Genomic DNA, 25,001 nt, shown 5'->3' with positions numbered 1-25,001 from the left:
CATGACCATCAACACATCGGCCGTCAACGCATCGACCACCGGCGCAGCGGACGTCGTCGTCATCGGCGGCGGCACGGGCGGGTACAGCACCGCCCTGCGCGCCGCCGCCCTCGGACTCGAGGTCGTCCTGGTCGAACGCGACAAGGTCGGCGGCACCTGTCTGCACCGCGGCTGCATTCCGAGCAAGGCGATGCTGCACGCCGCCGAACTCGTCGACGGCATCGCCGAGGCCCGCGAGCGCTGGGGCGTGAAGGCCACGCTGGACTCCGTCGACTGGACGGCGCTGGTGGCCACCCGCGACGACATCGTGGCACGCAACCACAAGGGGGTGGAAGCGCATCTGGCCCACGCGGGCGTACGGGTGGTGCGGGGCAGCGCACGGCTGACGGGGCCGCGCACGGTGCGGGTGGAGGGCGCCCGTACGGATGTCGCGCCGGGGGCGCCCGGTGACGCCACGTCCGGCGCGCGCGGCGATCTCACGCTGGGCGTGCGCGACCTCATCGCCCGCCGGGGGATCGTGCTCGCGACCGGCTCGCGCCCCCGCACGCTCCCCGGGCTCGCCCCGGACGGGCGGCGCGTGGTGACCAGTGACGACGCGCTGTTCGCGCCGGGGCTGCCGGCGTCCGTCCTGGTGCTGGGCGGCGGCGCGATCGGCGTGGAGTACGCCTCCTTCCACCGGTCCATGGGCGCGGAGGTCACCCTGGTGGAGGCCGCGGACCGGATCGTGCCGCTGGAGGACGCCGATGTGAGCCGGCACCTGACGCGGGGCCTGAAGAAGCGCGGGATCGACGTGCAGGCCGGGGCACGGCTGCTGGACGCGGAGGTGCTGGAGGACGGCATACGCGCGCGCGTGCGCACCGCGCGGGGCGAGACCCGGACGGTGGAGGCGGAACGGCTGCTGGTGGCCGTCGGACGGGCGCCGGTCACGGGGGGCCTGGGCCTGGAGGCGGCCGGTCTGACGACGGACGAGCGGGGGTTCGTCGCACCGGCGGACTGGGCCCGGCTGGAGACGGCCGTGCCGGGCATCCATGTCGTCGGCGACCTGCTGCCGCCGCCCTCGCCGGGCCTGGCGCACGCCTCGTTCGCGGAGGGCCTGCTGGTGGCCGAGACGCTGGCCGGACTCGCGTCGGCACCGGTCGACTACGCGGCCGTGCCCCGGGTGACGTATTCCTCGCCGCAGACCGCCTCCGTGGGGCTGGGCGAGGCGGAGGCACGCGCCCGCGGGCACGACGTCGACGTCAACACGATGCCGCTGACCGCGGTCGCCAAGGGGATGGTGCACGGCCAGGGCGGCATGGTGAAGGTCGTCGCCGAGGCCGGGGCCGGGCAGGTGCTGGGCGTGCACCTGGTCGGCCCGAACGTGTCGGAGATGATCGCGGAGAGCCAGCTGATCGTCGGCTGGGACGCCGAGCCGGCGGACGTCGCCCGGCACGTGCACGCGCACCCGACCCTGTCGGAGGCGGTGGGCGAGGTGTTCCTGACGCTCGCGGGACGCGGACTGCACCAGCAGTGATCCCACGGATCGCACGGGCCGGAAGGCCGCCGGGCGACTGCGCCGGGCGCCACGGACACCGCCCCCGCCGGGTGCTTGACAGTTCACTCGACCCGTGCGGGACTTGGAGTGCGAAGCCGGGCGGAAACGAGTCGGGGGTGAGTCTCCTGCCGGAGCTGCGCTACCCCAACGTTCCCGAACTGATCGCCTTCGCGGAGTCGTTGGCCGCTCAGGAGCCCGGGCTGTGCACGCTGCGGCAGGTGGGCCGCTCGCGCGCGGGCAGAGCCCTGCACCTGCTGTCGGTGGGGCACGCCGAGCGGTCGGTGCTGGTGGTCGCGGGCGCGCACGCCAACGAGCCGACGGGCGGCTCCACCCTCCAGGTGCTGGCGGAACGAGTGCTGTCCGAACGGGAACTGCGGTCCGACGCGTCCTGGCACTTCCTGCTGTGCGCGGACCCGGACGGGGCGAGCCTGCACGTGACCCCGGCGCCGCGCAGTCTGCTCGACTACCACCACGGCTTCTACCGGCCGACGGGCGCGGAACAACCGGAGTGGTCGCCGTCGGTGCTGCCGCCGGACCGGCTGCCGCCCGAGACGCGGGCCCTGACCGGGGTGATCGACGAGGTGCGCCCGTACCTCCAGGTGACGCTGCACGGCACCGACCTGGGCGGCAGCTGGGTCCAGCTGACACGGGACGTGCCGGGCCTCGCCGAACCGTTCGCCAAGTCGGCGGCGCAGCTGCACATCCCGGTGGAGGCGGGCGCCTCGGACGCCGCGGGCTGGCCGGCCTCCGGTCCCGGGGTGCATGTGATGCCCGGCCCGGATTCGGGGGTCGCCTACCCGAGCATGCCGGACGACGCACGGCACAGCACCTGGTACCACGCGCACCGCTACGGCGGTCTGACGGCCGTGGTGGAGGTGCCGATGTGGGCGAGCGACCTGGTGGACGATCCGGCGCCGCACCCGGCACCCGCGGCGGCGATCCGGCGCCTGGCCCGACGGCTGCTGCGGGACTCGCTGGAGGTGGAGCGGATCCTCGCCGAGGCGCTGCCCCGGCTGGACGGCGCGGACGGGCCGCTGCTGCGGGCGGCGCGCTGGGCCCTGGAGCTGATTCCGGGCCTCGCCGAGGACTGGATCCACACTCCTCCGGCCGGCACGACGATGGCGTACGTGGGCAGTGTGGACGCCTTCGGGCGGCGGCTGCCGCTGCGGGCGGCGGCGATGCTGCTGCGGGTGCTGCGGGAGGCGGACGACCGCGCGGCACCCCGGCTGGAGCAGCTCGTCGCCTCCTGGTGCGATGCCTTCGCGACGCGCTTCCGGGCCCGCTGGGTGCCGTTGGAGCACCAGGTGGAGCACCAGTCCCGGACCGTGCTGGTGGCGGCGCAGCAGGCCCGGGAGCAGGCGGGGTGAGGCGGCGGCGGCTCAGCCGTCGAGGGCGAAGACCGATCCGGTCCGCGCGTTCATGACGCAGCGGCTGGTGTACGTCTCCTGGAACGTGACCGACCGTCCGTTCCACTGCCCGCGCGCGCGGGCGGTGACCGGCGCGAAGATCATCGGGCAGAAGCGGCTCCTGGTCGTGATGTGGTCGATGTCGCCGTCCGCATCGGCGAGTTCGGCGCACGCCTCGGCCGCGTGCGCGTGCCCCTGCGGCGGGTCGCACAGCAGCAGGGCGCCGCGCATGTCACCGGACCGGGCGTCGCCCTGGGTGACCGTCAGGTAGAGCCAGTTGCCCGAGTGGATGTCGCGGGAAGCCGCCCGGGCCGGGCCCGCGGCGAGGAGACCGGCGGTCGCCAGGAGGGCACCGGCCGCCGCTGTCGCTCTGGTGAGGTACGTCATGCCCGTTGCATCGGCACGAGGGTCCGTGTTCCGGAGTCCGGCTCACCCGATCGGGACGGTATACACGCGTGACGGAACGTCAGTTCGAGCCCGACCGGCCCTCGGCGTCACCGGCCGTCTGCCACACGACCGGCCGTCCGTCTCCCCACCGGCCGTCGATCCCACAACCGGTCACGGTCTCAGCTCGCGGCGAGCCGGAACGCCACCCTGCCGAAGGCGACCTGGTCGCCCTCGCGCACGACGACCGAGCCGATCACCCGACGGCCGTTGACGGTGGTTCCGTTGGTGGAGCCGAGGTCCTTGAGCACCCACATGCCGCCCTGGCGGCTGAGTTCGGCGTGCGCCCGCGAGACCGTCTCGTGGTTCAGCCGCAGCCCGCTCGCCGGGTCGCGTCCGATGCGCAGCGGCCGGGAGTGCGTCGGGTGCGGCAGCAACAGCTTGGGCAGCCGCTCGGCCTGCCAGGCCCGGCGCAGCCGTACGGTGAAGCCGGAGACGGCCTCGACGGTGCCGAAAACCGCGCGGGAGAAGCGATTCTCCCGGGGCAGGTCGGCGACGAGGGCGGCCAGCTCGTCGGAGCGGCGCGCGGCGAGCGCCAGCTCCATGCGGCGCACGAACGTGTCGTGCGACAGCCGGCCCATGGCGACACCGTCACGCAGCACCTGCAGCGCCTTGTCGCGCTCCGCGTCGGACAGCCGCGCGGGGTACGTGGAGAACTCGAAGGACGACGTCACGCAGGTGATTGTCGGGCAGTGAACCCCGAGTGTCCAGAAAACGCGGAATCGGTGCCGGTGCGCGCGCACTTCCGCGACACCCGCCCGGAAAGGAGGAATTCGAGAGCGGATCGATCTCGTGGGCGGCACGATGGGGGACGCGGGACATCACGGTGAGCAGACGAAGGGGAACCGTCCGTGCAGTTCGAGGTGTGGGCACCGCAGGCAGACCGAGTGACACTCCAGTGCGAGGGCGCCACGCGCGCGTTGGCGCGCGACCCCGAGCGGGCGGGCTGGTGGACGGGCGCGGCGGAGGCGGAGGACGGCGCCCGGTACGGGTTCGCGCTGGACGGCGGTCCGGTGCTGCCCGACCCGCGCTCGCGCCGCCAGCCGGACGGCCCCGACGGCCTGAGCGCGGTCGTGGACCACGGGCGGTACGCGTGGCGGACGCGGTGGACGGGGCGCGGGCTGCCGGGCGCGGTGCTCTACGAGCTGCACGTGGGCACGTACACGCGCGAGGGCACCCTGGACGCGGCGGCCGCCCGGCTGGAGCACCTGGTGGAACTGGGTGTCACCCACGTGGAGTTGATGCCCCTGTGCCCGTTCCCGGGGCGGCACGGCTGGGGGTACGAGGGGGTCTCGCTGTGGGCGGTGCACGAGCCGTACGGCGGCCCCGAGGCACTGAAACGGTTCGTCGACCGGGCGCACGCGCTCGGTCTGGGCGTCGTCCTGGACGTCGTGCACAACCACCTGGGGCCCTCCGGCAACTATCTCCCGCTGTTCGGGCCGTACTTCACGGACACGCACCACACGCCGTGGGGCTCGGCCGTGAACCTGGACGCGCCCGGCTCGGACGAGGTGCGCGCGTTCCTCGTCGGCAGCGCGCTCGCCTGGCTGCGGGACTACCGCATCGACGGGCTGCGCCTGGACGCGGTGCACGCGCTGTACGACACGCGCGCGTGCCATTTCCTGGAGGAACTGTCGGCGGCGGTGGACGGCCTCGCCGGGGAAGTGGGGCGGCCGCTGTTCCTGATCGCCGAGTCGGATCTGAACAACCCGCGGTTCATCACCCCGCGCGCGGAGAACGGCCTCGGGCTGCACGCACAGTGGAACGACGACTTCCACCACGCCCTGCACGCCGCACTCACCGGCGAGTCCCAGGGCTACTACGCCGACTTCGCGCGCGCCCCCTTCGCCGCGCTCGCCAAGACGCTCACCGGCGGCTACTTCCACGACGGCACGTACTCGAGCTTCCGGAGCCGGCACCACGGCCGTCCGCTGGACCGCTCGCGCGTGGCCGGGCACCGGCTGCTCGGCTACAGCCAGACCCACGACCAGGTCGGCAACCGCGCCCAGGGCGACCGGCTCGCCGCCCTCCTCTCCCCCGGTCTGCTGGCCTGCGCGGCGACGCTCGCACTGACGGCGCCGTTCACGCCGATGCTGTTCATGGGCGAGGAGTGGGCCGCGGGCACGCCCTGGCAGTTCTTCACCGACCACACCGATCCCGAGCTGGCCGAGGCGGTACGGCGGGGCAGGCGGCGGGAGTTCGCGGCGCACGGCTGGGCCGAGGAGGACGTACCGGACCCGCAGGACCCGGTGACCCGGGAACGGTCCTGCCTGGACTGGTCGGAGCCGGAACGCGAACCGCACGCGCGCGTGCTGGCCTGGTACCGGCGGCTGATCGCGCTGCGCCACACGCAGGCCGACCTCACCGACCCCGATCTCGCCGACACGAAGGTGGCGTACGACGAGGAGGCCCGCTGGCTGGCCTTCCGGCGCGGGGACGTGCGGGTGGCGGTGAACCTGGGCAAGGAGCCGGCGGCGATCCCCCTGGGCACCGGCCGCACGGAGGTCCTCGCCGCGTGGGAACCGGTCGGGGCGCCGGACCCGGACGGCCTGCTGCAGGTCCCCGGGGAGTCCTGCGTGGTGCTGACCCAGCCCTGAGGGCCTCCGGTACGGCCGCCGCCCAGCCCCGAGACCCTCCCGTACGGCCGGCCCGGCCCTGGCGGGCCGCTACGGCTCCGTTTCGTCCTCCTTGAAGTCCGTCACCCGCTCCAGCAGGATCGGCTCCCAGACCCGTCGCAGCTGGGTTCGCAACAGGGTCACGGAGCCGGCCGCGCGGCCTTCGAGGTGGTCGGTGAGGTGGATGACGGTGTCGCAGCGGGCGAGCCACAGACCGCGCAGGCAGGGGCGGGCGCCGTAGCCGGCCAGGGTGGCGGCGCGGACGGCCGCCGGGGAGCCCACGGCGACGGCGAGCCCGGCGATGTCCTCGGCGGGGTCGCCGAGGGCCGCCTCGGTCCAGTCCAGGATGCCGCGCACCCGTCCGTCGGCACTGACCACCACGTGCTCGCCGGTCAGCCCGTGGTGGGTGAGCACGACCGTGCCGGGCTGGGCGGCGAGCTGGGCCGCGCCGGGCGGGGTGAGCTGGTGGAGCCGGGCGGCGTCGAACTCGTCGGCGGCGGCGAGCCGTTCGGCAGCGTGCACGGCCATCCGGCGCAGCGCCTCCAGGGAGCGCGGGGCGGTCCGGGGCACGCCGATCGTCTCGGCCTGCCGTGCGGGCACCGCGCGCATCCCGGTGAGCAGCCCGGCGAGGTCGGCCTCGCCGAGGGCGGAGACCTCGTGCTCCTCGGCCGTACCGCCGGGCACCAGGGCGTCGAGGGTGTAGGCGAGTCCGGGCGCCCAGTCGCCGTGCGCGACGCTGACGGGGACGGTGACGGGCACATGCGGGCGCACCAGGTCGCGCAGCCGCAGTTCCCGGCGGCGGCGGACGGAGGCCTCGCGGTCGGGGGCGAGGCGCAGCACATGGCGGGTGCCGACCCACCAGGTGTGCTCGCGGCCTTCCCGCACGGGCCGCACGTCGGGGCCGCCGGTGCCGCCGGTGCCCTCCTCGAGCAGCGAGCGGACCAGTCTGCGGACGGTGTCCGCGGTGGGTGTCGGTGCCTGGGTCATGGGTCGCGCGTGTGCCGTTCCGGGTGTCGTCGAGGTATGTCTCCTGGGGCCTTTCAGTCCACTATGACCATCTCGCGGGTGGTGTTGTTGAATCGGCGGCCGCCGTCCTCGGTGACCGTGACGATGTCCTCGATGCGCACCCCGAACCGGCCGGGCAGGTAGATGCCGGGCTCCACGGAGAAGCACATGCCGGGCACGAGGGGCTGCTCCTCACCCTCGATCATGTACGGCGGCTCGTGTGTGGTGACGCCGATGCCGTGCCCGGTGCGGTGGATGAAGTGCTCGCCGTGGCCGGCGTCGGTGATCACCGCGCGTGCGGCGCGGTCGACCTCCTGGCAGGCGGCGCCCGGCCGTACGGCTTGGAAGCCGGCCTCCTGGGCGGCGCGCACGATGTCGTGCACCCGACGCTCCTCCTCGGTGGGCTCGCCGACGTGGACGGTGCGGGAGGTGTCCGAGCCGTAGCCGTCCTTCAGGCCGCCGAAGTCGAGGACGACCATGTCGCCGTGCTGGATGACGCGGTCGCCGACCTCGTGGTGCGGATTGGCGCCGTTGGGTCCGGAGCCGACGATGGTGAAGTCGACCTGGGAGTGGCCGAAGCGGCGCAGCAGGCCGGCGAGGTCCTGGCCGACGTCGGACTCGCGACGGCCGGCGAAGGGAACCTTCCGGATCTCCTCGAACGCCGCGTCGGCGGCCGCGCCCGCGGCTGCCAGGAGGTCCAGCTCCGCCGCGTCCTTCACCGCACGGAGCATGGGCAGGGCGTCGGTGAGGGCGGCGTACGAGGTGTCGGGCAGGGCCCGCTGGAAGCCCAGCAGGTGCATCGCCCACGTGTTGTCGCTGATGCCGAAGCGGCCGCGGGCGTCGAGGAGGGCGGCGGTGACGGCGTAGGGGTCCTTGCCGTCGGTCCAGTCGCGCAGGGTCAGCGCCGCGGCGCCGGTCGCCTTCTCGGCGTCCGGGGCCTCCAGGGTGGGCACGACGAGCACGGGGTCGCGGCCGGGGGCGAGGACGAGCACGGTGAGCCGTTCGGTGACGGCGGTCGGCGTGTACCCGGTCAGCCAGACCATGTCCGGTCCCGGCGCCACGAGCAGCCCCGCGAGGCCGGCGTCGGCCGCCGAGCGGGCGGCACGCTCCATGCGAGCCGTGTAGTCGGCGGCGGTGAAGGGCGCGGGCGTACTACCGGTCATCCGGGCCTCCGGGCGCGGGTGAGGAAACGGGTCGATGGCGTCTCGGGCAGCATCCTGCCCGCCCGGCCACGGCCACGCGAGCCGGTCGCGGGGCCGGTGCGCCCGGCGTCCGCGATGCGAGTGCGGGACCGGTGACCCGGGGCCCGCGGGAAAGGGGGCGCGGCATGGGGCCATCATGGCGCGTGGGGCGGACGGTCACCAGCGGGTTTACCGGGACGGCGGCCGGAGCGCGACCGCCCGTGGTGGGCTCCGGCCCCCCCGAAGGCCGACGCACGTCGCACTCACGGCCGGATCGCGGCACCGCCCGCCCGTCAGCCGTCCCGGACGCGGCCCCGCTCGTACCCCGCCCGCCCGGCAGCCCTCAGGTCACCACTCCCGGGGCCACCGTCAACTGCTGGTATCCCCCCGTGCTGTGACGCACGGTGAGGAGGACCTTCTCTCCAGGCCTGGCGTGGGCGACCGCTCGGGCGAGGTCGGCGGCGGTGCCGACGCGGGTGGTGCCGAACCGGAGCAGGACGTCCCCGCGGACCAGGCCGGCCGTGTAGCCCGGTCCGGGCACGTGCACGCCGACCACCAGCGCGCCCGACTTCCCGGCGTCGACGGCCTCGAGACCCAGGGTCGCCCCTGCCGGGGCCGGGACAGGGCTCGGGGTGAGCGCCGGAGTGGCCGTGGCCGAGCGGGCGGCCGGTGGGGCCTGGCGTTGCAGCTCGGCGAGCCTGCTCATACCGATCACCGTGGCGCCGACGGTGCCGACGCCGACACCGGCGAGCATCAGCACGGTGCCGGCGAACAGGCCGAACAGCAGGGTCCGTAGCCGTCGTCCGCGCCGGGGCACGGCGTGCGGACGGCGGGCCGGGCCGGGGATGTCGTCCTCCCGCCGGTCCTGGCCGGGCATCGGCTTGGGACGCAACGCAGTCTGTTCCATGGTTCGCTCGCCTCCGGCTGGTGCTCTACCCGGGGCGCCGGGCCGCGACGAGACACGAACGAGTGAGACTGGCCGAAGGGTCGCGGAGGGTAGTCATGGCCGTCGAGGCACCGCCACCGCGCCCCGGCTCGGGCGGGGACCTGGGGGTTTCCGGCAGCCAGTGGATCACGCGCCCTCCCTCAGCCTGCGGATCGTCTCCGTCGCCGCTTCACCGGGGCTGCCGCCGTGCAGGAGTTCCGTGCGGTGGACGACCCGCGGGGCGGTGAGCGGGACGGCGACCGTGCCGGGCAGGCCCGTGGCGATCGAGCGGGGCAGCAGGGTGAGGCCGTGTCCGGCCGCCGCGAGGGCGGTCAGGGTGCGCAGGTCGGTGCCTTCGTAGCGCAGGCCGGGGCGGAAGGCGCCGCCGCCGACGGCGGCACGCAACTGCGCGAGCGGGAGGGCGGCGTCGGGCGCGTCGAGCCAGCGGGCGTCGCCGAGATCACCGAGGCGCAGGCCGGAACGGCCGGCGAGGGGGTGCCCGGCGGGCAGCAGGACGCTCACGGGTTCCTCCGCGACGCCGTGCGTGGTCAGCGGCGCCACGTCGGGCAGCCGCAGCGGATCGCTGGGTGCGGCGAGCCCGTCGACGAGACCGAGGCCGGCGGTGCCGGTGGCGACGGCGGCCGGGATCTCCGCGCGGGTCAGGACGCGCAGGGTGACACCCGACGGCGGAAGGGCGGCGAGGAGGCCCGGTCCGAGCGCGGTCGGGGTGGTGGCGAGGGTGAGGCCGGGAGCGGGTGCGGCGGCCATCCGGACGATGTCGGCGCGGGCCGCGTCCAGGCGCAGCAGCAGCGGGCCCGCGTGCTCCAGGAGCCGCTCGCCCGCGGCCGTGGGTGCCACGGGCCGCCGGGTCAGCAGGGGTGCGCCCAGGTCCCGTTCGAGGGCGGCGATGTGCTGGGAGACGGCGGACTGGGTGTAGCCCAGCTCGCGTGCGGCCTCCGAGAAGGAGGCGAGGCGCGCCACGGTGACGTACGTGCGCAGCAGATGCGGGTCCATGCGGCCCAGCATTCCACCTCCATCAGTACTGCTTATCGAAGGTGCAGTGATCATCGTTGGACGTGAACTGCAGGGTGCGCGGAGGATGACGGCCATGACGAACACCGCCACCATCGCCCTCGTCGGCGACCGCTCCCCCCACGTCGTCTCGCACACGCGCGTGCCGCTCCTGCTGGACGCCCTGGCCGCACGCGACCGGCTGGTCCTGGACGCGTACTGGATCGCCTCGCGGGACGCCGAAGCGGCGGGGGCCGTACAGGGGTTCGACGCCGTGTGGGTGCTGCCGGGCAGCCCGTACCGCAGCGAGGCGGGTGTCCTCGCCGCCGTGCGCACCGCGCGCGAGGAGGGAGTTCCGTTCCTCGGCACGTGCGGCGGCTTCCAGCACGCGCTGCTGGAGTACGCCCGGAACGTGTGCGGACTGACCGGGGCCGCGCACGCCGAGAACGACCCGGAGGCCGAGGACCCGCTGATCGAACCGCTCGCCTGCTCCCTGGTGGGTCACGAGGCCGCGGTGACCATCGAGCCGGGCTCGCTGGCCGGGTCCGTGATCGGCTCGGCGCGCACGGTCGAGCGGTACTTCTGCGCGTACGGCCCCTCGCGCCACCTCGACACGCTGCGCGCCCACGGCCTGCGCTTCTCCGGGCACGACGAGGACGGCCAGGTCCGGGTCGCCGAACTGCCCGGGCACCCCTTCTTCCTGGCCACGCTGTTCCAGCCGGAGCTGTCGGGTGACGGTTCGGTACCCCACCCGGTGCTGCGGGCGCTGGCCCGGGCGGCCGTCGACCACGCGGGGCGGGTACGCCGGTCGGCCTGACAGCGGCCTCCCGGGGGCGCTGTCAGTGCCGGCTGTTACGTTCGGTGACATGACCGATCACGCCCTACGGCTGCTCCGGGAGCATCCGCGCCTGGCCGAGCTGGCCGCCGTCCCCTTCGACTTCGACCTGGAACGCGCCGCCCACGGCCATGTCGAACCCGTCCACCTGGCCTCCGGCGGACCGCTCGAGGTGATCGCGGGCGACGGCACCGGCGGCACGTACTTCCTGTGCGCCGACGGGTCGATGCTGTACGCGGACTCGGAGGGCGGGGCCGGGATCATCGGGGCGAGCGCGGACGAGGCGCTGGAGGTCATGATCGGCCTGCCCGGCTGGCAGGACTACCTGCACCTGTCGCCGGAGCACGACGAGGCGGAGATCCTCGCGTACGTGGCCGAGAACGAGGACGAGATCCGCGAGTGCTACGGCATCGACGCCGAGCGCACCGCACTGCGCGCCGCGCTCGGTCTGCCGGAGCGCTCCCCCGCCGAGCTGATCGGCCTGCTGCACGCGGCGCTGCTGCGCACCGAGCCGGACCATGTGCTGCTCACCACCGAGGAGGGGATGGCCTACCGCCTCCTCGACTCGCACCCGCGCCCGCCCCTGTGGGAGCCGGTGCTGGCCGGGGGGCGGTCCGCGCTCGCCGGGCTGCGCGCGGGCGACACGTCCGTGGCCGACGATCCGGTACGACGCCGGCTGGCCCTGCGCGCCGCCCAGTTCGACCGGGCGGCCGGTGACCTGGAGCCGCTCCGGCTGCTGCTGCGCCGGGAGGCCGAGTCCTCCTTGAGCGACGAACTGCTGCTCGCGGCCGTCCTGGTGGCCTTGCACGGCGACCCGGCGGACCTGCCGCTGCTGCACGAGGTCCGCGACACCGCCCACGACACCCGGTGCGTTCCGGGCGGCATACCCGGCCCCGGCGCCGGTGGGGAGGAACTGCGGCGCTGGGCCGAGGAGTCGGACGAGTCCCTGTTCGGCACGGATCCGGCCGAGCAGCCCTTGTCGACGTGGACCGACCTGGCCGCGGCCCAGGGACTCACCGAACTCGCGCGCGTCACCCTGATCCGGCGCCTGGACGCCATCGTCATGAACCAGAGCCTGCTGCGGCGCCCGGGCACGCCCACCGGCCTCGACCCGTCCCCGCTGCGCCTCCTGGCCTCGGACCTCGAGCAGCTGGGCGATCCGGAACAGGCGCTGCGCGCCCAGCGCCTGTACACCGCACTCCAGGACACGGGCCGGGACCGGGTCTCCGCCAGGGTGGGCCAGGCCCGGCTGGAGCGGGCGACGGGACGGCTCGGGCCGGCCGCGCGCACGCTGTCCGCGCTCCGGGACACCCTCGAGACCCCCGGTGACGGCTCCCTCGCCCACTGGCGGGAGGTGGACCTCGGCCGTTTCGTCGTCGAGGAGCACTACGCGCTGGCCGGCGCCCTGGCCGACGCGGACCTCACCGAGGAGGCCCGCGCGGTCCTGGCCGGCGGTGACGCGCTGCGCGGCGAGCTGCGCGGAGCGGCCCGCACGGCGCTGGACGAACTCGCCGCACAGACCGCGCAGCGGGCCGGAGGGGTCAGCTGACGAGCTGGACGGACAGCGCCGGGGCACGGCCGGGCAGGAAGCCGTGGGCCCGGCGGCCCAGCCACTCGGCCTTGTAGCGGTCGACCTCGCGGTGCCAGTGCAGGATGCCGGCCAGCCAGTTCTGCAGGTCGAGGACATAGCCGTCCATGACCGCCCGGCCCTCCCCGGACAACCCGAAGTCGTCGTACAGCACGGGCAGTTCATGCGCGATCACATGCTCGAACTGCTGCATGCGCTGGGTCGTCAGGTCGTGCACGACACCGAGCGCGGTCGGATAGTCCACGCCGAAGAAGTTCTGCACGACCAGGATCGCGTTGTGGATCTCGCCCTCGTACTCGATCTCCTTCTGGTACGAGAAGATGTCGTTGAGGAGGCAGGCGTAGTCGATCGCGGCGTTCTCCAGGGAGCGCACCGGGCCACTGCGGTACACCTCCGGTGGGACCGCGGGGCCGTGTCCCATCCGGCACAGGCTCAGGGTGAGGTCGGAGCCGAAGGTGGAGCGCCGCATCTCCAGGTAGTCGACCGGGTCGGGGACGCGGTTCTGCAGCTGGTTGGACAGCTCCCACACCCAGCTCTCGGTCATCGTGTCCACTGACGCCTTCAGGGTGCGGCGCTGGTCGGGTGTCATCCCGGCCGTGGTGCGCGTCCAGAGGTCGACCAGCCCGCGCTCCATGGCGTCGCCGGGGACGACGGCCTGCTCCCCCTCGACGGGCATGCAGGCCGACAGCCGGGCCGTGGTGAGCCGGGCGGCGGCCAGGTCACGGCGGTGGCCGTGGACCAAGGGGTAGTAGTCGTCGCCGTACGTCCCCCAGGCGAGCCACTGTGCGCTGAGGTCGAGGGCCTCGGGGGTGGCGTCCGGGTCCAGGCCCGCCGAGCAGAGCGCGAGGTCGTAGGCGGCGAGCTTGTCCTCGTCCCAGACGCCCTCCTGGAGGATGCCCATACGGTGCGACCAGGCGAGGAGGTTGCTCCGGGCGCTGTCCAGGTGGGGGCTCAGCGCCACCTCGTACGGCATGTGGAACTCGGGCAGCAGGGAGGGGCCGACCTTCTGGTAGGGCACGTGGGAATAGGCGCGCAGGCGTTCCTGGGCCGCCGAGGCGAGCAGTGCGCCGACGTCCGCGGCCGAGATGCCGGGGCCGGTCGGGATCTGCCACGGCGACCGGGCGCGGGCGCCCTTGTTCATGTAGCGGCTGGAGCGCATGTGCCACTCGTGGCCGCCGGACTGCCAGTCCTGGAGGCCTTTGGTGTAGGCGGCGACCGCGGCGGCCCCGTCCGGCCCGAGCCCGTTCTCCAGGGCGACGGCGGGGACCTCGGTGAGGGCGGTGTGCTCGAATTGGTGCAGCCGTGAGGTGAGGATGTCGTTGACGGTCTCGGCGGCCTGCTGGGTGGTGCAGCCGAAGAACTTCTCCAGGACGAGCACGCCGTTGCTGTTCTCGCCCTCGTCCTCGACCTCGCGCTGGTAGGAGAACAGGTCGTTGCGCAGATGGACGGCGTCGGAGAACGTCTCCATCAGGACGCGCAGCGGCCGCGTGCCGGCGACGGCGGCGGGCACCTCGGCGGTCGCGTACTCCACCAGCCCCGCCGACCAGGGGGCACCGCCCACCTTGCGGCGCATCTCGATGTACTCGACCGGGTTGGCGACCCGACCCTCGTTGATGTTGGACAGCTCCCACATCGACTCGTTGAGCAGGTGCTCGGTGGCCACCGAGAAGCGGCGGCGCCAGTCCACGGACATCGACGGCACCGTACGCGCCCACAAGTCCCGCAGCCCCGCCTCCACGGGATTCTCCGGCTCGGGTACGGGAGTCGACAGGTCCAGCGGCATGAACAGCGGCAGACGGTCCAGGTGGGCCTTTCCGGCGGCGCGGTCCTGGGTGCGCTTGAACATGTCCAGGAAGTGGTCGTCGAAGAAGAACACCCACACGTACCAGTCGGTGATGAGCGAGAGAGCGGGTCCGTCGCAGTCGGGGTGGGTGTAGGCACACAGGAGCCCGTAGTCGTGCGCCTCCAGGTCGGCCTGCTCCCAGATCCCGGACCCTTCCAGCATGCCCATCTCGCGTGCCCACCGCGTCGAATGGGCACGGGCCTCGTCCAGGTGGGGGTTGAGGCGGGCGGGATACGGCATGTAGAAGTGCGGGAGTTCGAACGGCTGCGTCATGGCCGGGCCCTACCCGCGGGTCCAAAGCCCCATCCGCCGCGCCGGACATGATCACACCATCGCGTGAACTGCTTTCGAAACCCTGAACTTCCGTGTCCGTCCATGGGTTGCCGTGTCCCCCCCGCTGGCGCCACCGTGGGCCCATGACCTCCTTCGTGCTGCCCCATGAGGTGCACGGCGACGGCGCCCACAAGGTGTTCGCCGTGCACGGCTGGTTCGCCGACCGGTCCGCCTACGCGGCCGTCCTGCCGGATCTGGACCGCACCGCCTTCACCTACGCGCTGGTCGACCTGCGCGGCTACGGCGCGGCCCGGGACGCCACGGGCTCCTACACGACGGCCGAGGCGGCCGTGGACCTGGTGGAGCTGGCCGACCGGCTCGGCTGGGAGCGGTTCTCGGTGATCGGGCACTCCATGGGCGGTGCGGTGGCGCAGCGGTTGCTGGCCGTCGCCCCGCACCGGCTGCGCCGGATCGCGGGCGTCTCGCCCGTGCCCGCCTCGGGCATGCCGTTGGTCGACGGGCAGGGCGCGTTGTTCACGGATGCGGCGCACAAGGCGGAGAACCGGCGCGCGATCATCGACTTCACCACCGGGAGCCGCCGCCCCGCTGCCTGGCTGGACCGGATGGTGGCCCGCTCGCTGGAACGCAGTGACGCCAAGGCGTTCCGGGCCTGGCTCGACTCATGGGCGGGCGAGGACTTCCACACGGACGTCGAGGGCAGCGAGGTGCCCGCCCTGGCGGTGGCCGGCGAACTCGATCCGGCCCTCTCGCCGGCGCTGCTGCGCACGACCTGGCTGTCCTGGTATCCGCGTGCCGAACTGGCCGCGCTGCCGTCCGCCGGTCACTACCCGATGGACGAGACACCGCTGGAACTCGTCCGGGTGGTGGAGGACTTCCTGCGGGCGGACACCACGGCCGCCGCGGACTCCGGCGACTCGGCTCCCGCGGGCGAGCCGGCGTGAGCGTGCGCGAACTGCCCCCCGTGCCGGACGTGTTCGACCCGCGCCGGTACGCCGCGGGGGTGCCCTACGACGCCTACCGCGTCCTGCGCGACCATCATCCGGTGGCCTGGCAGGCGGAGCCGGAGGTGCTGGGCTGGCCGGCCGGTCCCGGGTTCTGGGCGGTGACCCGGCACGCGGACGTCGTGCGCGTGCTGAAGGACGCGGCGACGTTCTCCTCGTACCTCGGGGCGACCCAGATCCGGGATCCCGATCCGGAGGACCTGCCGTTCATCCGCCGGACGATGCTCAATCAGGACCCGCCCCGGCACGGGCGGTTGCGGCGGCTGGTGAGCCGCGCGTTCACACCCGGGCGCGTCGACCGGTTCGCCGCGGTCGCCCGGGAGCGGGCGCGGACCCTGCTCGCCGGCGCGCTGGAGACGGCCCGGGAGGGGGACGGCACGGTCGATCTGGTGGCCGCCGTCACCGACGAGTACGCGCTGCTCAACCTGGCGGACCTCCTGGGCGTCGCCGAGCGCGACCGTGGGCTGCTGCTGCACTGGACCCAGCGGGTCATCGGCTACCAGGACCCGGACGAAGCGGGTCCACCGGTGCTCGACGAGGCGGGCAGACCGGTGAATCCGCGCTCACCGGCCCGGCTGCGGGACATGTTCGCCTACGCCCGGCAGACGGCTGCGGACAAAGGACGGCACCCCGCCGACGACATCCTGACGACGCTCGCCCACGACACCGAACTGGAAGCCGCCGAACTGGAGATGTTCTTCTTCCTGCTCACGGTGGCGGGCAACGACACGGTGCGCAGCGCGGCCCCGGGCGGGCTGCTGGCCCTCATGGAGCATCCGGAGGCGTACGAGCTGCTGCGCGCCGGAAAGGTGGAGACGCGGTCCGCCGTGGAGGAGTTGCTGCGCTGGCATCCGCCGGTGCTGACGTTCCGCCGCACGGCGGTGCGGGACACCGAGCTGGCGGGGCGGCGGATCCGGGCGGGCGAGAAGGTCGTGGTGTTCCACGCGTCGGCCAACCGGGACGAGCGGGTCTTCGCCGCGCCCGACCGGCTCGATCTGGCCCGCTCCGCCAACCCGCACGTCTCCTTCGGGGACGGTCCGCACGTCTGCCTGGGCGCGCATTTCGCGCGGCTGCAACTGCGGGTGCTCTACGAGGAGGTGCTGCGCGTCCTGCCCGTGCCGCTCCTCGCCGGGCCCGCCGGGCGGCTGGTGTCCAACTTCATCAACGGCATCAAGTCACTCCCGGTCCGCGTCGCTTGACGGAGCGACCTGGATGAGCGCGTGTGTGCCGCTCGTGCGCCAGCGCTGGTCCTCCGCCGCCACCAGCGCGGCCTCGGCCGGTGCCGACAGACCGGTGACCACCTCGGACTTGAGGGTGCGCAGCGCGGCGACCGGGCCGGGGAAGCGGGCCGTCACCCCCCGGAAGGGCGTGGTCGGCGGCCACAACCGGTCGCCCACCAGCCGACGGTAGTTGAGGTCTCCCTTGACGACGGTCAGCGTGGCCGCGACGAACTCCGCGCGCAGGTCGTCGGGCATCCGCGCGTACGGCAGCGGGGCACAGGAGAAGGGGTGGGCGCGCACGTCGAGCCGGCCGTCGGCCATGGCCGTCCAGAGCACGCGCCCGTACTCGGCGGCCGCGCCCGGCGCCGCCCGCAACCGGTGCAGGGCGTCGACCACGTCGGCGGTGGTGGCGTCGGAGACGTAGTAGGGGTACGGCTTGACGTGCAGCACCGCCCGTGCGGCCCGCCCCTCGGCGAGGAGATGGGCGATCAGCAGCAGATCGGGGACGAGTTCACGGCCGGCGTTGTCCGCGACCAGCACGAGCGTGCCCGTCCCGCCGGGCGGCAGCAGCGCCCACAGGGTCTCGCTGTCGTCGGCGACCAGGGCGGGGGCCGGCTCCCGGACCGCGGCGCCCGCTGCGGAGAGCCGGAAGCCGAGGTCGGCACGGTTGCCCCACAGCGAGCCGTGCAGCAGGGCCCGCGCCCGCTCCTCCTCCGGCAGGTCCCTCAGCGCGTCCAGGGCGGCCAGTTCCTCGTCGGTCTCCGGCGCGTCGAGTTCGGCGCGTTTGAACGGGCGGAAGGGGTCGATGCCCTGCCAGGCACCGGGGCCGAACCAGCCGACGGCGCCGAGCAGCCGGCGGTAGAAGTAGCTCTCGGACCACAGCCACGGCACGTCGTACCAGGACAGCCCGGCATGGTCGGGCAGGTCCCAGTCGTGCCAGCGGCCGCGGTCCGGGGCGTCGGCCGGCAGCGGCTCGATCGTCCCCTCGGCGCAGCTGCGCAGCAGCTCGTCCAGCGCCCGGTGCTGCCCGGGGTCGTACGGGAAGGCGTCCCGTACCTGCCGGATGATCGCGGGGTGCCGCTCGGCCAGCACACTGTGCGGGAACGAGCCGGGTTCGTTGCCGAGAATCACGGGTGCGAAGGGAGTGTCGGGCATGCCGGTCACCGTAGCGCGCGTCAGGCGGTTCTGATCTCACGCTCCAGTTGCGTGGCGAGAGTGACGTAGCGGGGGCGGCGATGCACCGGGACCAGACCCCTGATCATCAGATGCCACATCTCGGCGACCCTCCGTGGAAGCCGTCCGACCGGTTCGATCGAGCGGCCGGCGACCCGGGTGCCGACGAAGAAACAGACGAGGGAGTGCGCGACGGCGCCGACATCGAGGTCGCCGTGCACGTCGGCCTCCCTGACGGCCCCGGTGAACTTCCGGGAGGCGAACTCCAGCCACTCGGTGAACGGATGGCGCAGCGGCGGCCGTACGGCGACGTCCGCGGCGGCCAGGCGCAGTCCGGCGCGCGGCACCGGGTCCTCCACGGCGAGCCGGGCGATCCCGAAGGTCGCCCGCATCAGGGCCTCCAGCGAGGAGTACCCGCGGCTCTCGACCTCGGCCACGATCTGCTGCGCGGCCTGGGCCTGGAGTTCCAGGATCGCGTGGGCCAGGTCCTCCTTGGCGGCGAAGTGGAAGTACAGCGCGCCCTTGGTGACCTTCGCGTGCGCCACGATGTCGCTCAGGCTGGTGGATTCGTAGCCATGCCGGTCGAACAGATCGGCGGCGGCCGTGATGATCGTTGCCCGGGTCTGCTCAGCGCGTAACTGCCTCGCCATCGTGTGACCCTTCCTTGCGCCTTGAACGAACGGGACATGCGGTTTGTTTTTTAGCCCGCCGCCCACGATAACTCACGGAGTGCCGACGGGAGTCCGGCCTGCAGGCCGCTGCTGACTTCGGCCCCCGGCCGTTCCCGGCGGCCGCGGGACGCCGGCCGCCGCGTCCGTGATCGCCACGATACGAGGCGGACACCGGCTCCTCAATGGGGTGTCGTAGCAGGCGCGAACAGCCGAACCGGTCGGTGCGTTCGCGCCCCCCGGGGTACCGGCACGCCGGATCGGCGCTGAACGCGGCGGACGTGCGGCCCGTACTGGACGCCGCAGACCCTGTTCCCCGCGCACGCCGAGGAGACGTCCCGGATGACTCGGATGACCACCCGCCTGAGCGTCACGGCGGCCGCCGTGGCGGCGGCCCCGCTCCTGCTCCTGTCATGGGCGGCGGGGTCTGCCCAGGCGCACGGAGCCCCCACGGATCCGGTCAGCCGGGTCTACGCCTGCTCCCCCGAGGGCGGGAGTGCCGGCCGCTCGGCGGCCTGCGGGGCGGCGATCGCCGCGAACGGCGCTCCGTTCACCGCGTGGGACAACCTGCGGGTGGCCGGGGTGGCGGGCCGTGACCGGCAGGTGATTCCGGACGGCAGGCTGTGCAGCGGCAATCTGCCCGCGTACCGGGGGCTCGACCTGCCCCGGCGGGACTGGCCGGCGACACGGCTGACACCCGGTGACCGGCTGACGATGACGTACGCCTCGACGATCGCGCACGAGGGGACGTTCAAGCTGTACCTGACCAAGCCCGGTTACGACCCGGCGAAGCCGCTGAAGTGGTCCGACCTGCCGGAGCGGCCCTTCGCAGAGGTCACCGACCCGCCGTTGCGGAACGGGGCGTACCACCTCGAGGTCACCCTGCCCGCGGACCGGACGGGACGTCAGGTGCTGTACACGATCTGGCAGAACAGCAGCACGCCGGACACGTACTACTCGTGTTCCGACGTGGACTTCCCGGCGGGCGGGTCGGGGGCCGGCGCGGCGCGGACCCCGAGGACGGCGGAGGGCACGAGTCCGGCGGCCGCGCCGGCTCCGGGCGGACGGGCGCCGCGGACGCAGAGCCCGGCGGCGCGGAGTGCTCCGGCGGCGGAGTCGGACGCCGCCGGGGACCAGCGGCGTTCGCGGCCCCGGGAGGCCGCCGGTGACAGCACTCCGGTGGCGGAGGCGACGCACGGCGGCTCGGGCCCCTCGGCCCCGCTGCTGGCGGGCGGCGCCGCCGCGGTGCTGCTGCTCACCGGGGGCGCCGCCTTCGCGCTGCGTCTACGTCGACGCTGACATCGGTCGCACGAGCACTCAGTTGACGTAGACCCGGACGCCGCCGTCGGTGACGGGCGCGTACTTGGCCGTGAAGTAGCCGTTGGCGAAGCACAGCGACGAGCCGGAAGTCCTGGTGAACTGCTGGTTGGTGAAGGTGATGCTGCTGTCGCCGTTGTCGGCCTTCCCGGTCAGACCGGGCGCCTGGTAGACGCAGGTGACGGAGCCGAGCAGGGTGCGCAGCTTGACCGTGGCCTGGACGACGGAACCGCTCGGGGGCGAGACGGTGAGGGTGCCGTCGGAGGCGACCGTCGCCGAGTACGGCAGGTTGTCGATCGTGATGCCGTTGACGCCGAGGACACCGGTGACGTTGCTGGTGCAGGTGGCCGCGTCGAAGGTGTGCGCGGTGACGGACTCGGTGGCCGTGCCGGGAGCGGCCGGGTTGCCGGTGACGGTGGCGGTGAACTGGGAGCCCGTGCACTTGACGCCGCTGGTGCCGGTCGCACTGGAGTAGAACGTCGCGGACGTCCCGGAGGCCAGCGGTGCGGTCAGGGTGTCGCCGACCGCGACGGCGGTGCCGCCGACGCCGCCGGTGGTGAGGACGGCACCGGCGGCCGAGGCCGGCCCGGCCGCCGTGAGGGCGAGCGCGGCGGCGGTGCCGGCGAGGGCGAGGAGGGATCGCTTGCGCATGGGGGTGCCTCTTTCCTGAGTGGGGTTCGGATGAGGTGCCGTGGGGGGTGGCGGGCTGTGCGGGTGGTGCCGCCGGCGCGGGCCGTCGCGCCTTCTCCGTACGCGACGGACCCGCGACGGCGGCAGGCGTGCGCCGGCCGAGGGCCTGGGGGAAGCGCGCAACTGCCGTGGGCCGCGGTGAGCGGTCGCCGTACGCCGACCCGAGCGGCTGCCGTGAGCCGGCGTGAGCGGTTGCCGTGAGCCGGCGTGAGCGGTTGCGGTGATCGACGTGAGCGGCTGCCGTGACAGGGCCGGGAACGCGGCCGGTGCCGCTCGGCGGATCCGGCGCCACGGATCCGTGGAAACAGGGCAAGTTGTAGACCTGATGAAGTGTCAACGTCAAGGCGTGGTCAGCGAGTTGTTGCCGGTGATCGCGGGCCGCGCACATCCGACACCCTTTTTCCACATCTCCCTTGACCCTTCAATGTAACCGGCGGTAACTTCCTCGAAGGCTACTGACGCGTAACGAGAAAGCCCTTGCATCCGCCGGGAGCGCGAGGAGACGTACGCGGTAGCCGCTGTCCGCGCCAGGACACCGCGCCACTGAAGCCCAACCCGCATTGATCCGCGCCCATGGGAGCAGACATGGCCTCGTCCCCGGACGTTCCGTCCGTCGGCAACACCCCCGAGAACCCGGGTAACGGTTCACCGTCCGAGACACCGAGCACCGGCGGCGAAAAACGGGGTCGGGTCCGGGCACGCCGGGCCGCCGTGATGGCGGTGCCCGCCACCCTCGCCGCCGCCACCCTCGCGGTCCTCACCGCGCAGGGAGCGCTGGGTGTGCAGTTCGCGATCTCCGGCATGCCGTTCACCGTCACCGCCACCGAACTCAACGGCACCGGCTTCGAGCAGTTCGGCGCGCTCGACAACATGGCGGAGGGCAGCCCGAACGCCGGGGACACCGGCGGCCAGGTGCTCGTGGTCACCTCCGCGATCAAGAACGCCACGCTCACCAAGCTCTGCCAGAGCGTGGACCTCGGCGGCACCAACCTGCTGATCACCGCGGGCAGCGGGGCGGAGAAGGTCACCGCCACCGATCTGACCACCGACTCCACCGAGCTGTCGGGTGACGCGGCGTTCAACAACATCGAGATCGGCAACGACGCGAGCACGCTGACCAAGGCGGGCGTGAAGGGTCCGATCGGGGTCTTCAGCCAGCAGGCCGACACCGTGCGCATCGCCCATCTGAGGCAGACCAACTACGCGACCACCGCTGGCGTGTTCAAGCTGCCGGGACTCAAGCTCCGCTTCAGCAGCTCGGGTTGCTGATCGCCGTGCCGGACCGTCCACGTCAGGGACCGAGGCCCGCCTTCCGCAGGTGGCGGGCCCGCCGGCCGTTCTGGGGCGGGCTGCTGCTCGCCCTGGGCGGCGGCGAGATCCTGCTCACCGAGAAGGCCTCGCTCAAGGTCGTGCTGCACATCGGCATGCAGGGCCTGGCCGGTTACCTGCTGCCGACGCTGATGCTGCTGCTGGGCCTGCTGATCCTCTTCAACCCCTCGCAGCGCCTCTTCTACTCCATCACCGGCATCCTGCTCTCCCTGGGCACCTGGCTCACCTCCAACCTGGGCGGGTTCTTCCTCGGCCTCCTCCTCGGCGCCACCGGAAGCTGCCTCACCTTCGGCTGGCTCCCGGACCAGGAGCCGCGTGTCAGCCGCCGCAGGCGACGCAGGCAGGCGAGGGCCGAGCGGGCGGCGGCGCGCGCGTCCGTGGCGGACGGGATGGAAGGGGCGGCCTGAGGACGCGGGCCGTCGTGGTCCGCCTCGGGCGTGGGCTCAGAGGCGGCGCGCCGGTGCCGTGCCGGGCCTGTCCCGCTCGGCGAGCCGGCCGACCAGGAGGCGTACGACACCGACGACCGCGGCCTGTTCGGCGGCGTCGACGAAGTACACCTGCCGGCGGCCCTCACGGCGGGAGCGGACGAGTCCGGCGAGCTTGAGCTTGGTCAGGTGCTGGCTGACGGCGGGCAGCGCGCCGCCGACCCGTTCGGCGAGCCCGGTGACGTCGCTCTCGCCCTGGATCAGCGCCCACACGATGTGCAGCCGGGCGGGCGAGGCCAGCAGCCCGAAGGCGGCGGCCGCCGCGGCGAGTACCTCGGCGGAGGGGTCCTGATGGCCGGTGCCGGGCGCTGTCGCCACTGTCGCCTTCCTTCCGCTGCTCGTCGCCGTGCCGTCCGTGTCCGGGATTTCAGTCTAGGTCTCCGGAACTTCTCGGCCGTCCCGTGAGTTTCTACGGTGCTGTAGAAGTTGCGGCCGGCGCGCTGTGGGAACGGCCGGCCGGGGATACGAGGAGTGCACATGGCCCTGTGGGACCGCTTCAAGGAGTCCGCGTCGCAGATGCAGACCCAGTTGGTGGCGAAGAAGAACGACCTCAAGAGCGGTGCGTTCCGCGACGCGAGCATGGCGATGTGCGCCCTCGTGGCCGCCGCCGACGGGACGGTCGACCCTTCTGAGCGGCAGCGGGTGGCCCAGCTCATCGCCACGAACGAGGTGTTGCAGAACTTCCCGGCGGACGACCTGCGCCGCCGCTTCGAGGAGAACCTGAACAGGCTGACGACCGACTTCGCCTTCGGCAAGGTGAGCGTGCTGCAGGAGATCGCCAAGGCGAAGAAGAAGCCCGCCGAGGCGCGGGCCGTCATCCAGATCGGCATCGTGATCGGCGGTGCGGACGGCGACTTCGACAAGACCGAGCAGGCGGTGGTGCGCGAGGCGTGCTACACGCTGGACCTGCCGCCGCACGAGTTCGACCTCTGATCTCCGCGCCGACGGCGTGGCCCGCGGGGCTCGGGGTTCCATGAGGCGGTGGAGCAGTCCGGTCGCCGCGGTGATGTCCCCGGTGAGCGGACGGCCCCCTGGGGGAGCGCGACGATCGGGCGATGCGTGCCGACGCCGGTACGGCGGCCGTACGGGGAGCCGGTTGGGGCGAGCCGGTCGGCCGTCCGTCGGGCCCGACGGACCCGGCCGGTGCGCCGGGGCCGACGGCGGGTTCGGTCCTGGCGCCGGCCGGCCGGATCGGCACGGGCGGCGCGAGGTCGGCACCGCCCAGCACGACGTGGGTGACCCCGGCCTGCGGGGGCACCCACGTCGTCCCGTCCGCGGTCGTTGCGGAAACGGAGATCAGACGAGGCCGGCGGACTTCAGCCAGGCCTTGGCCACGTCCAGCGGGTCCTTGTTCTGCGACTGCACCTGGGTGCCCAGGTCCAGCAGGGTCGCGGTGTCCAGCTTCGCGGAGACCGCGTTGAGCGCGTCGACGCCCTTCTGGTCCAGCGCGCTCTTGTAGACGAGCGGCTGGACGTTCTCGAAGCCGAACAGGTTCTTCGGGTCCTGCAGGACGACGAACTTCTCCTTGGAGATGGTCGGGTCCGTGGTGAAGATGTCCGCGACCTGCACGGCGTCCTTCTTCAGCGCCGCCTGGGTGAGCGGGCCGCCCGCGTCCAGCGCCTTGAAGGACTTGAACTCCAGGCCGTAGACGGACTTGAGGCCCACCAGGCCCTGCTGCCGGGTCTGGAACTCCGGCGAGGCGCCGATGACCAGGTCCTTCGCGATGTCCTTGAGATCGGCGATGGACGACTTTCCGGTGAGGTCGTACTTCTTCGCGGTGGCCGCGTTGACCGTGACCGAGTCCTTGTCCTGCGCCGAGGAGGGCTCCAACAGGGTCAGCTTGGAGTCCAGCTTGGCCTCGATGGCCGCCGTGGTGGCCTCGGTCGTCTTCGGCGCGGCCTTCGGGTCGAGGTAGGCGAGCAGCGCGCCGTTGTACTCGGGCAGGACGGAGACGGAACCGTTCTTGAGCAGACCGTAGGTGGTCTCGCGGCTGCCGATGTTCGGCTTGTAAGTGACCTTGACCCCCTTGGCCTTGAGCGCCTCGCCGTAGATGTCGGCGAGCAGGGTGCTCTCGGGGAAGTTGTTGGAACCGACGACAACGCTGTCGCCGCTCGCCTTGCCGTCGTCCGACAGGGGGTTGTCGGCCTTGTCGTCGTTGGAGGAACAGCCCGCCAGCAGAGCCGTCGCCGCCGCGAGGGCGACCGCCGCCGCGCCTCGGTTCCTCCGGATGGACCTGCTGATGTGGGTCGTTGAAGTCACTCGCTGATCCAATCCAGCCTGTTCTTGGTCAGTCAAGGGCCACAGATCACCGATTGGCCTCGATCTGTGGTCAGTTGCGCACGCAGAGCGGTCCCTTTGTAACGGATTCTTGATGAAAGGCGCGCTGAACAGTGCGTCAAGGGATGTGTACTCTCAGGGCAGTTGAGATCGGCCACAG

The 25,001-nt window shown here is 73.1% G+C and carries 23 protein-coding genes; 11 read left to right on the top strand and 12 right to left on the bottom strand.

Annotated elements, in window-relative coordinates; genetic code table 11:
- The first annotated feature begins 1 nt into the window (after position 1).
- The gene (gene lpdA, locus ACZ5CW_RS21240) at positions 2–1,513 is read left to right on the top strand and encodes a dihydrolipoyl dehydrogenase (protein ID WP_468603551.1); all 1,512 of its coding nucleotides are present in this window, start codon (positions 2–4) and stop codon (positions 1,511–1,513) included.
- Positions 1,514–1,650: 137 nt separating this feature from the next.
- Positions 1,651–2,901: a M14 family zinc carboxypeptidase gene (locus ACZ5CW_RS21235; protein ID WP_468603549.1), complete on the top strand. Its 1,251-nt coding sequence runs from the start codon at positions 1,651–1,653 to the stop codon at positions 2,899–2,901.
- Between the two features lie 12 nt (positions 2,902–2,913).
- Here the strand turns inward: ACZ5CW_RS21235 and ACZ5CW_RS21230 are convergent, their stop codons facing one another.
- Positions 2,914–3,327, bottom strand: coding sequence for an SSI family serine proteinase inhibitor (locus ACZ5CW_RS21230; protein ID WP_468603547.1), 414 nt, complete (start codon positions 3,325–3,327; stop codon positions 2,914–2,916).
- 179 nt (positions 3,328–3,506) lie between these two features.
- Positions 3,507–4,058 carry an FHA domain-containing protein gene (locus tag ACZ5CW_RS21225; protein ID WP_468603545.1) on the bottom strand — a complete coding sequence of 184 codons (552 nt, stop codon included), beginning with the start codon at positions 4,056–4,058 and terminating at the stop codon, positions 3,507–3,509.
- A 177-nt stretch (positions 4,059–4,235) separates the two neighbouring features.
- Here ACZ5CW_RS21225 and treZ point away from each other — a divergent pair, with 177 nt between their 5' ends.
- On the top strand, positions 4,236–5,981 hold the full coding sequence (gene treZ, locus ACZ5CW_RS21220; protein ID WP_468603543.1) for a malto-oligosyltrehalose trehalohydrolase: 1,746 nt from the start codon (positions 4,236–4,238) through the stop codon (positions 5,979–5,981).
- Positions 5,982–6,050: 69 nt separating this feature from the next.
- On the opposite strand, the gene ACZ5CW_RS21215 is transcribed toward treZ, so the two are convergent.
- The 4 genes from ACZ5CW_RS21215 to ACZ5CW_RS21200 all read right to left on the bottom strand — a co-directional run bounded on the left by ACZ5CW_RS21215 (position 6,051) and on the right by ACZ5CW_RS21200 (position 10,136).
- Complete coding sequence (locus ACZ5CW_RS21215; RefSeq protein WP_468603541.1) at positions 6,051–6,986, bottom strand: phosphotransferase family protein; 936 nt, start codon at positions 6,984–6,986, stop codon at positions 6,051–6,053.
- Between the two features lie 53 nt (positions 6,987–7,039).
- Positions 7,040–8,167, bottom strand: a complete 1,128-nt coding sequence (locus tag ACZ5CW_RS21210; protein WP_468603539.1) for an aminopeptidase P family protein — start codon at positions 8,165–8,167, stop codon at positions 7,040–7,042.
- A 361-nt stretch (positions 8,168–8,528) separates the two neighbouring features.
- Positions 8,529–9,092 carry a PDZ domain-containing protein gene (locus ACZ5CW_RS21205; protein ID WP_468603536.1) on the bottom strand — a complete coding sequence of 188 codons (564 nt, stop codon included), beginning with the start codon at positions 9,090–9,092 and terminating at the stop codon, positions 8,529–8,531.
- 165 nt (positions 9,093–9,257) lie between these two features.
- Complete coding sequence (locus ACZ5CW_RS21200; protein ID WP_468603534.1) at positions 9,258–10,136, bottom strand: LysR family transcriptional regulator; 879 nt, start codon at positions 10,134–10,136, stop codon at positions 9,258–9,260.
- A gap of 82 nt (positions 10,137–10,218) precedes the next feature.
- Between ACZ5CW_RS21200 and ACZ5CW_RS21195 the strand changes: the two genes are divergently transcribed.
- Entirely contained in the window at positions 10,219–10,938 is a 720-nt protein-coding gene (locus ACZ5CW_RS21195) for a CTP synthase C-terminal region-related (seleno)protein (RefSeq protein WP_468603532.1), read from the top strand.
- Positions 10,939–10,987: 49 nt separating this feature from the next.
- Positions 10,988–12,505, top strand: a complete 1,518-nt coding sequence (locus tag ACZ5CW_RS21190) for a hypothetical protein (RefSeq protein WP_468603530.1) — start codon at positions 10,988–10,990, stop codon at positions 12,503–12,505.
- Here the strand turns inward: ACZ5CW_RS21190 and cyc2 are convergent.
- Positions 12,498–14,660, bottom strand: coding sequence for a germacradienol/geosmin synthase Cyc2 (gene cyc2, locus ACZ5CW_RS21185; protein WP_468603528.1), 2,163 nt, complete (start codon positions 14,658–14,660; stop codon positions 12,498–12,500). The two genes, ACZ5CW_RS21190 and cyc2, sit on opposite strands and share 8 nt — an antisense overlap.
- A gap of 143 nt (positions 14,661–14,803) precedes the next feature.
- Here cyc2 and ACZ5CW_RS21180 point away from each other — a divergent pair, with 143 nt between their 5' ends.
- Positions 14,804–15,622, top strand: a complete 819-nt coding sequence (locus tag ACZ5CW_RS21180; RefSeq protein WP_468603526.1) for an alpha/beta fold hydrolase — start codon at positions 14,804–14,806, stop codon at positions 15,620–15,622.
- Positions 15,619–16,881 (top strand): cytochrome P450, encoded by a 1,263-nt coding sequence (locus tag ACZ5CW_RS21175; protein WP_468603524.1) that lies wholly within the window; start codon positions 15,619–15,621, stop codon positions 16,879–16,881. The genes ACZ5CW_RS21180 and ACZ5CW_RS21175 overlap by 4 nt, the downstream gene beginning before the upstream one ends.
- Here ACZ5CW_RS21175 and ACZ5CW_RS21170 read toward each other — a convergent pair.
- Together ACZ5CW_RS21170 and ACZ5CW_RS21165 are read right to left on the bottom strand one after the other, a co-directional pair.
- Positions 16,858–18,057 carry a damage-control phosphatase ARMT1 family protein gene (locus tag ACZ5CW_RS21170; protein ID WP_468603522.1) on the bottom strand — a complete coding sequence of 400 codons (1,200 nt, stop codon included), beginning with the start codon at positions 18,055–18,057 and terminating at the stop codon, positions 16,858–16,860. The two genes, ACZ5CW_RS21175 and ACZ5CW_RS21170, sit on opposite strands and share 24 nt — an antisense overlap.
- Positions 18,058–18,077: 20 nt before the next feature.
- On the bottom strand, positions 18,078–18,725 hold the full coding sequence (locus ACZ5CW_RS21165; RefSeq protein WP_468603520.1) for a ScbR family autoregulator-binding transcription factor: 648 nt from the start codon (positions 18,723–18,725) through the stop codon (positions 18,078–18,080).
- 360 nt (positions 18,726–19,085) lie between these two features.
- Here ACZ5CW_RS21165 and ACZ5CW_RS21160 point away from each other — a divergent pair, with 360 nt between their 5' ends.
- Positions 19,086–20,042 carry a lytic polysaccharide monooxygenase auxiliary activity family 9 protein gene (locus ACZ5CW_RS21160; protein ID WP_468603518.1) on the top strand — a complete coding sequence of 319 codons (957 nt, stop codon included), beginning with the start codon at positions 19,086–19,088 and terminating at the stop codon, positions 20,040–20,042.
- An 18-nt stretch (positions 20,043–20,060) separates the two neighbouring features.
- On the opposite strand, the gene ACZ5CW_RS21155 is transcribed toward ACZ5CW_RS21160, so the two are convergent.
- A complete protein-coding gene (locus tag ACZ5CW_RS21155; protein ID WP_468603516.1) occupies positions 20,061–20,711 on the bottom strand; it encodes a Tat pathway signal sequence domain protein in 651 nt (216 codons plus the stop codon).
- 624 nt (positions 20,712–21,335) lie between these two features.
- Here ACZ5CW_RS21155 and ACZ5CW_RS21150 point away from each other — a divergent pair.
- Together ACZ5CW_RS21150 and ACZ5CW_RS21145 are read left to right on the top strand one after the other, a co-directional pair.
- Positions 21,336–22,019: a DUF6230 family protein gene (locus tag ACZ5CW_RS21150; protein ID WP_468603514.1), complete on the top strand. Its 684-nt coding sequence runs from the start codon at positions 21,336–21,338 to the stop codon at positions 22,017–22,019.
- 5 nt (positions 22,020–22,024) lie between these two features.
- A complete protein-coding gene (locus ACZ5CW_RS21145) occupies positions 22,025–22,486 on the top strand; it encodes a DUF6114 domain-containing protein (RefSeq protein WP_468603512.1) in 462 nt (153 codons plus the stop codon).
- A 36-nt stretch (positions 22,487–22,522) separates the two neighbouring features.
- Here the strand turns inward: ACZ5CW_RS21145 and ACZ5CW_RS21140 are convergent, their stop codons facing one another.
- A complete protein-coding gene (locus ACZ5CW_RS21140; protein WP_468603510.1) occupies positions 22,523–22,882 on the bottom strand; it encodes an ArsR/SmtB family transcription factor in 360 nt (119 codons plus the stop codon).
- Positions 22,883–23,041: 159 nt separating this feature from the next.
- Here ACZ5CW_RS21140 and ACZ5CW_RS21135 point away from each other — a divergent pair, with 159 nt between their 5' ends.
- Positions 23,042–23,497 carry a tellurite resistance TerB family protein gene (locus ACZ5CW_RS21135; RefSeq protein WP_468603508.1) on the top strand — a complete coding sequence of 152 codons (456 nt, stop codon included), beginning with the start codon at positions 23,042–23,044 and terminating at the stop codon, positions 23,495–23,497.
- Positions 23,498–23,860: 363 nt separating this feature from the next.
- On the opposite strand, the gene ACZ5CW_RS21130 is transcribed toward ACZ5CW_RS21135, so the two are convergent.
- A complete protein-coding gene (locus ACZ5CW_RS21130) occupies positions 23,861–24,823 on the bottom strand; it encodes an ABC transporter substrate-binding protein (protein WP_468603506.1) in 963 nt (320 codons plus the stop codon).
- Positions 24,824–25,001 lie beyond the last annotated feature (178 nt).

Source organism: Streptomyces sp. NPDC031379 (assembly GCF_055569615.1).
The sequence above is the reverse complement of the archived record's forward strand: the minus strand, read 5'-3'. Positions and strand labels throughout refer to the sequence as shown.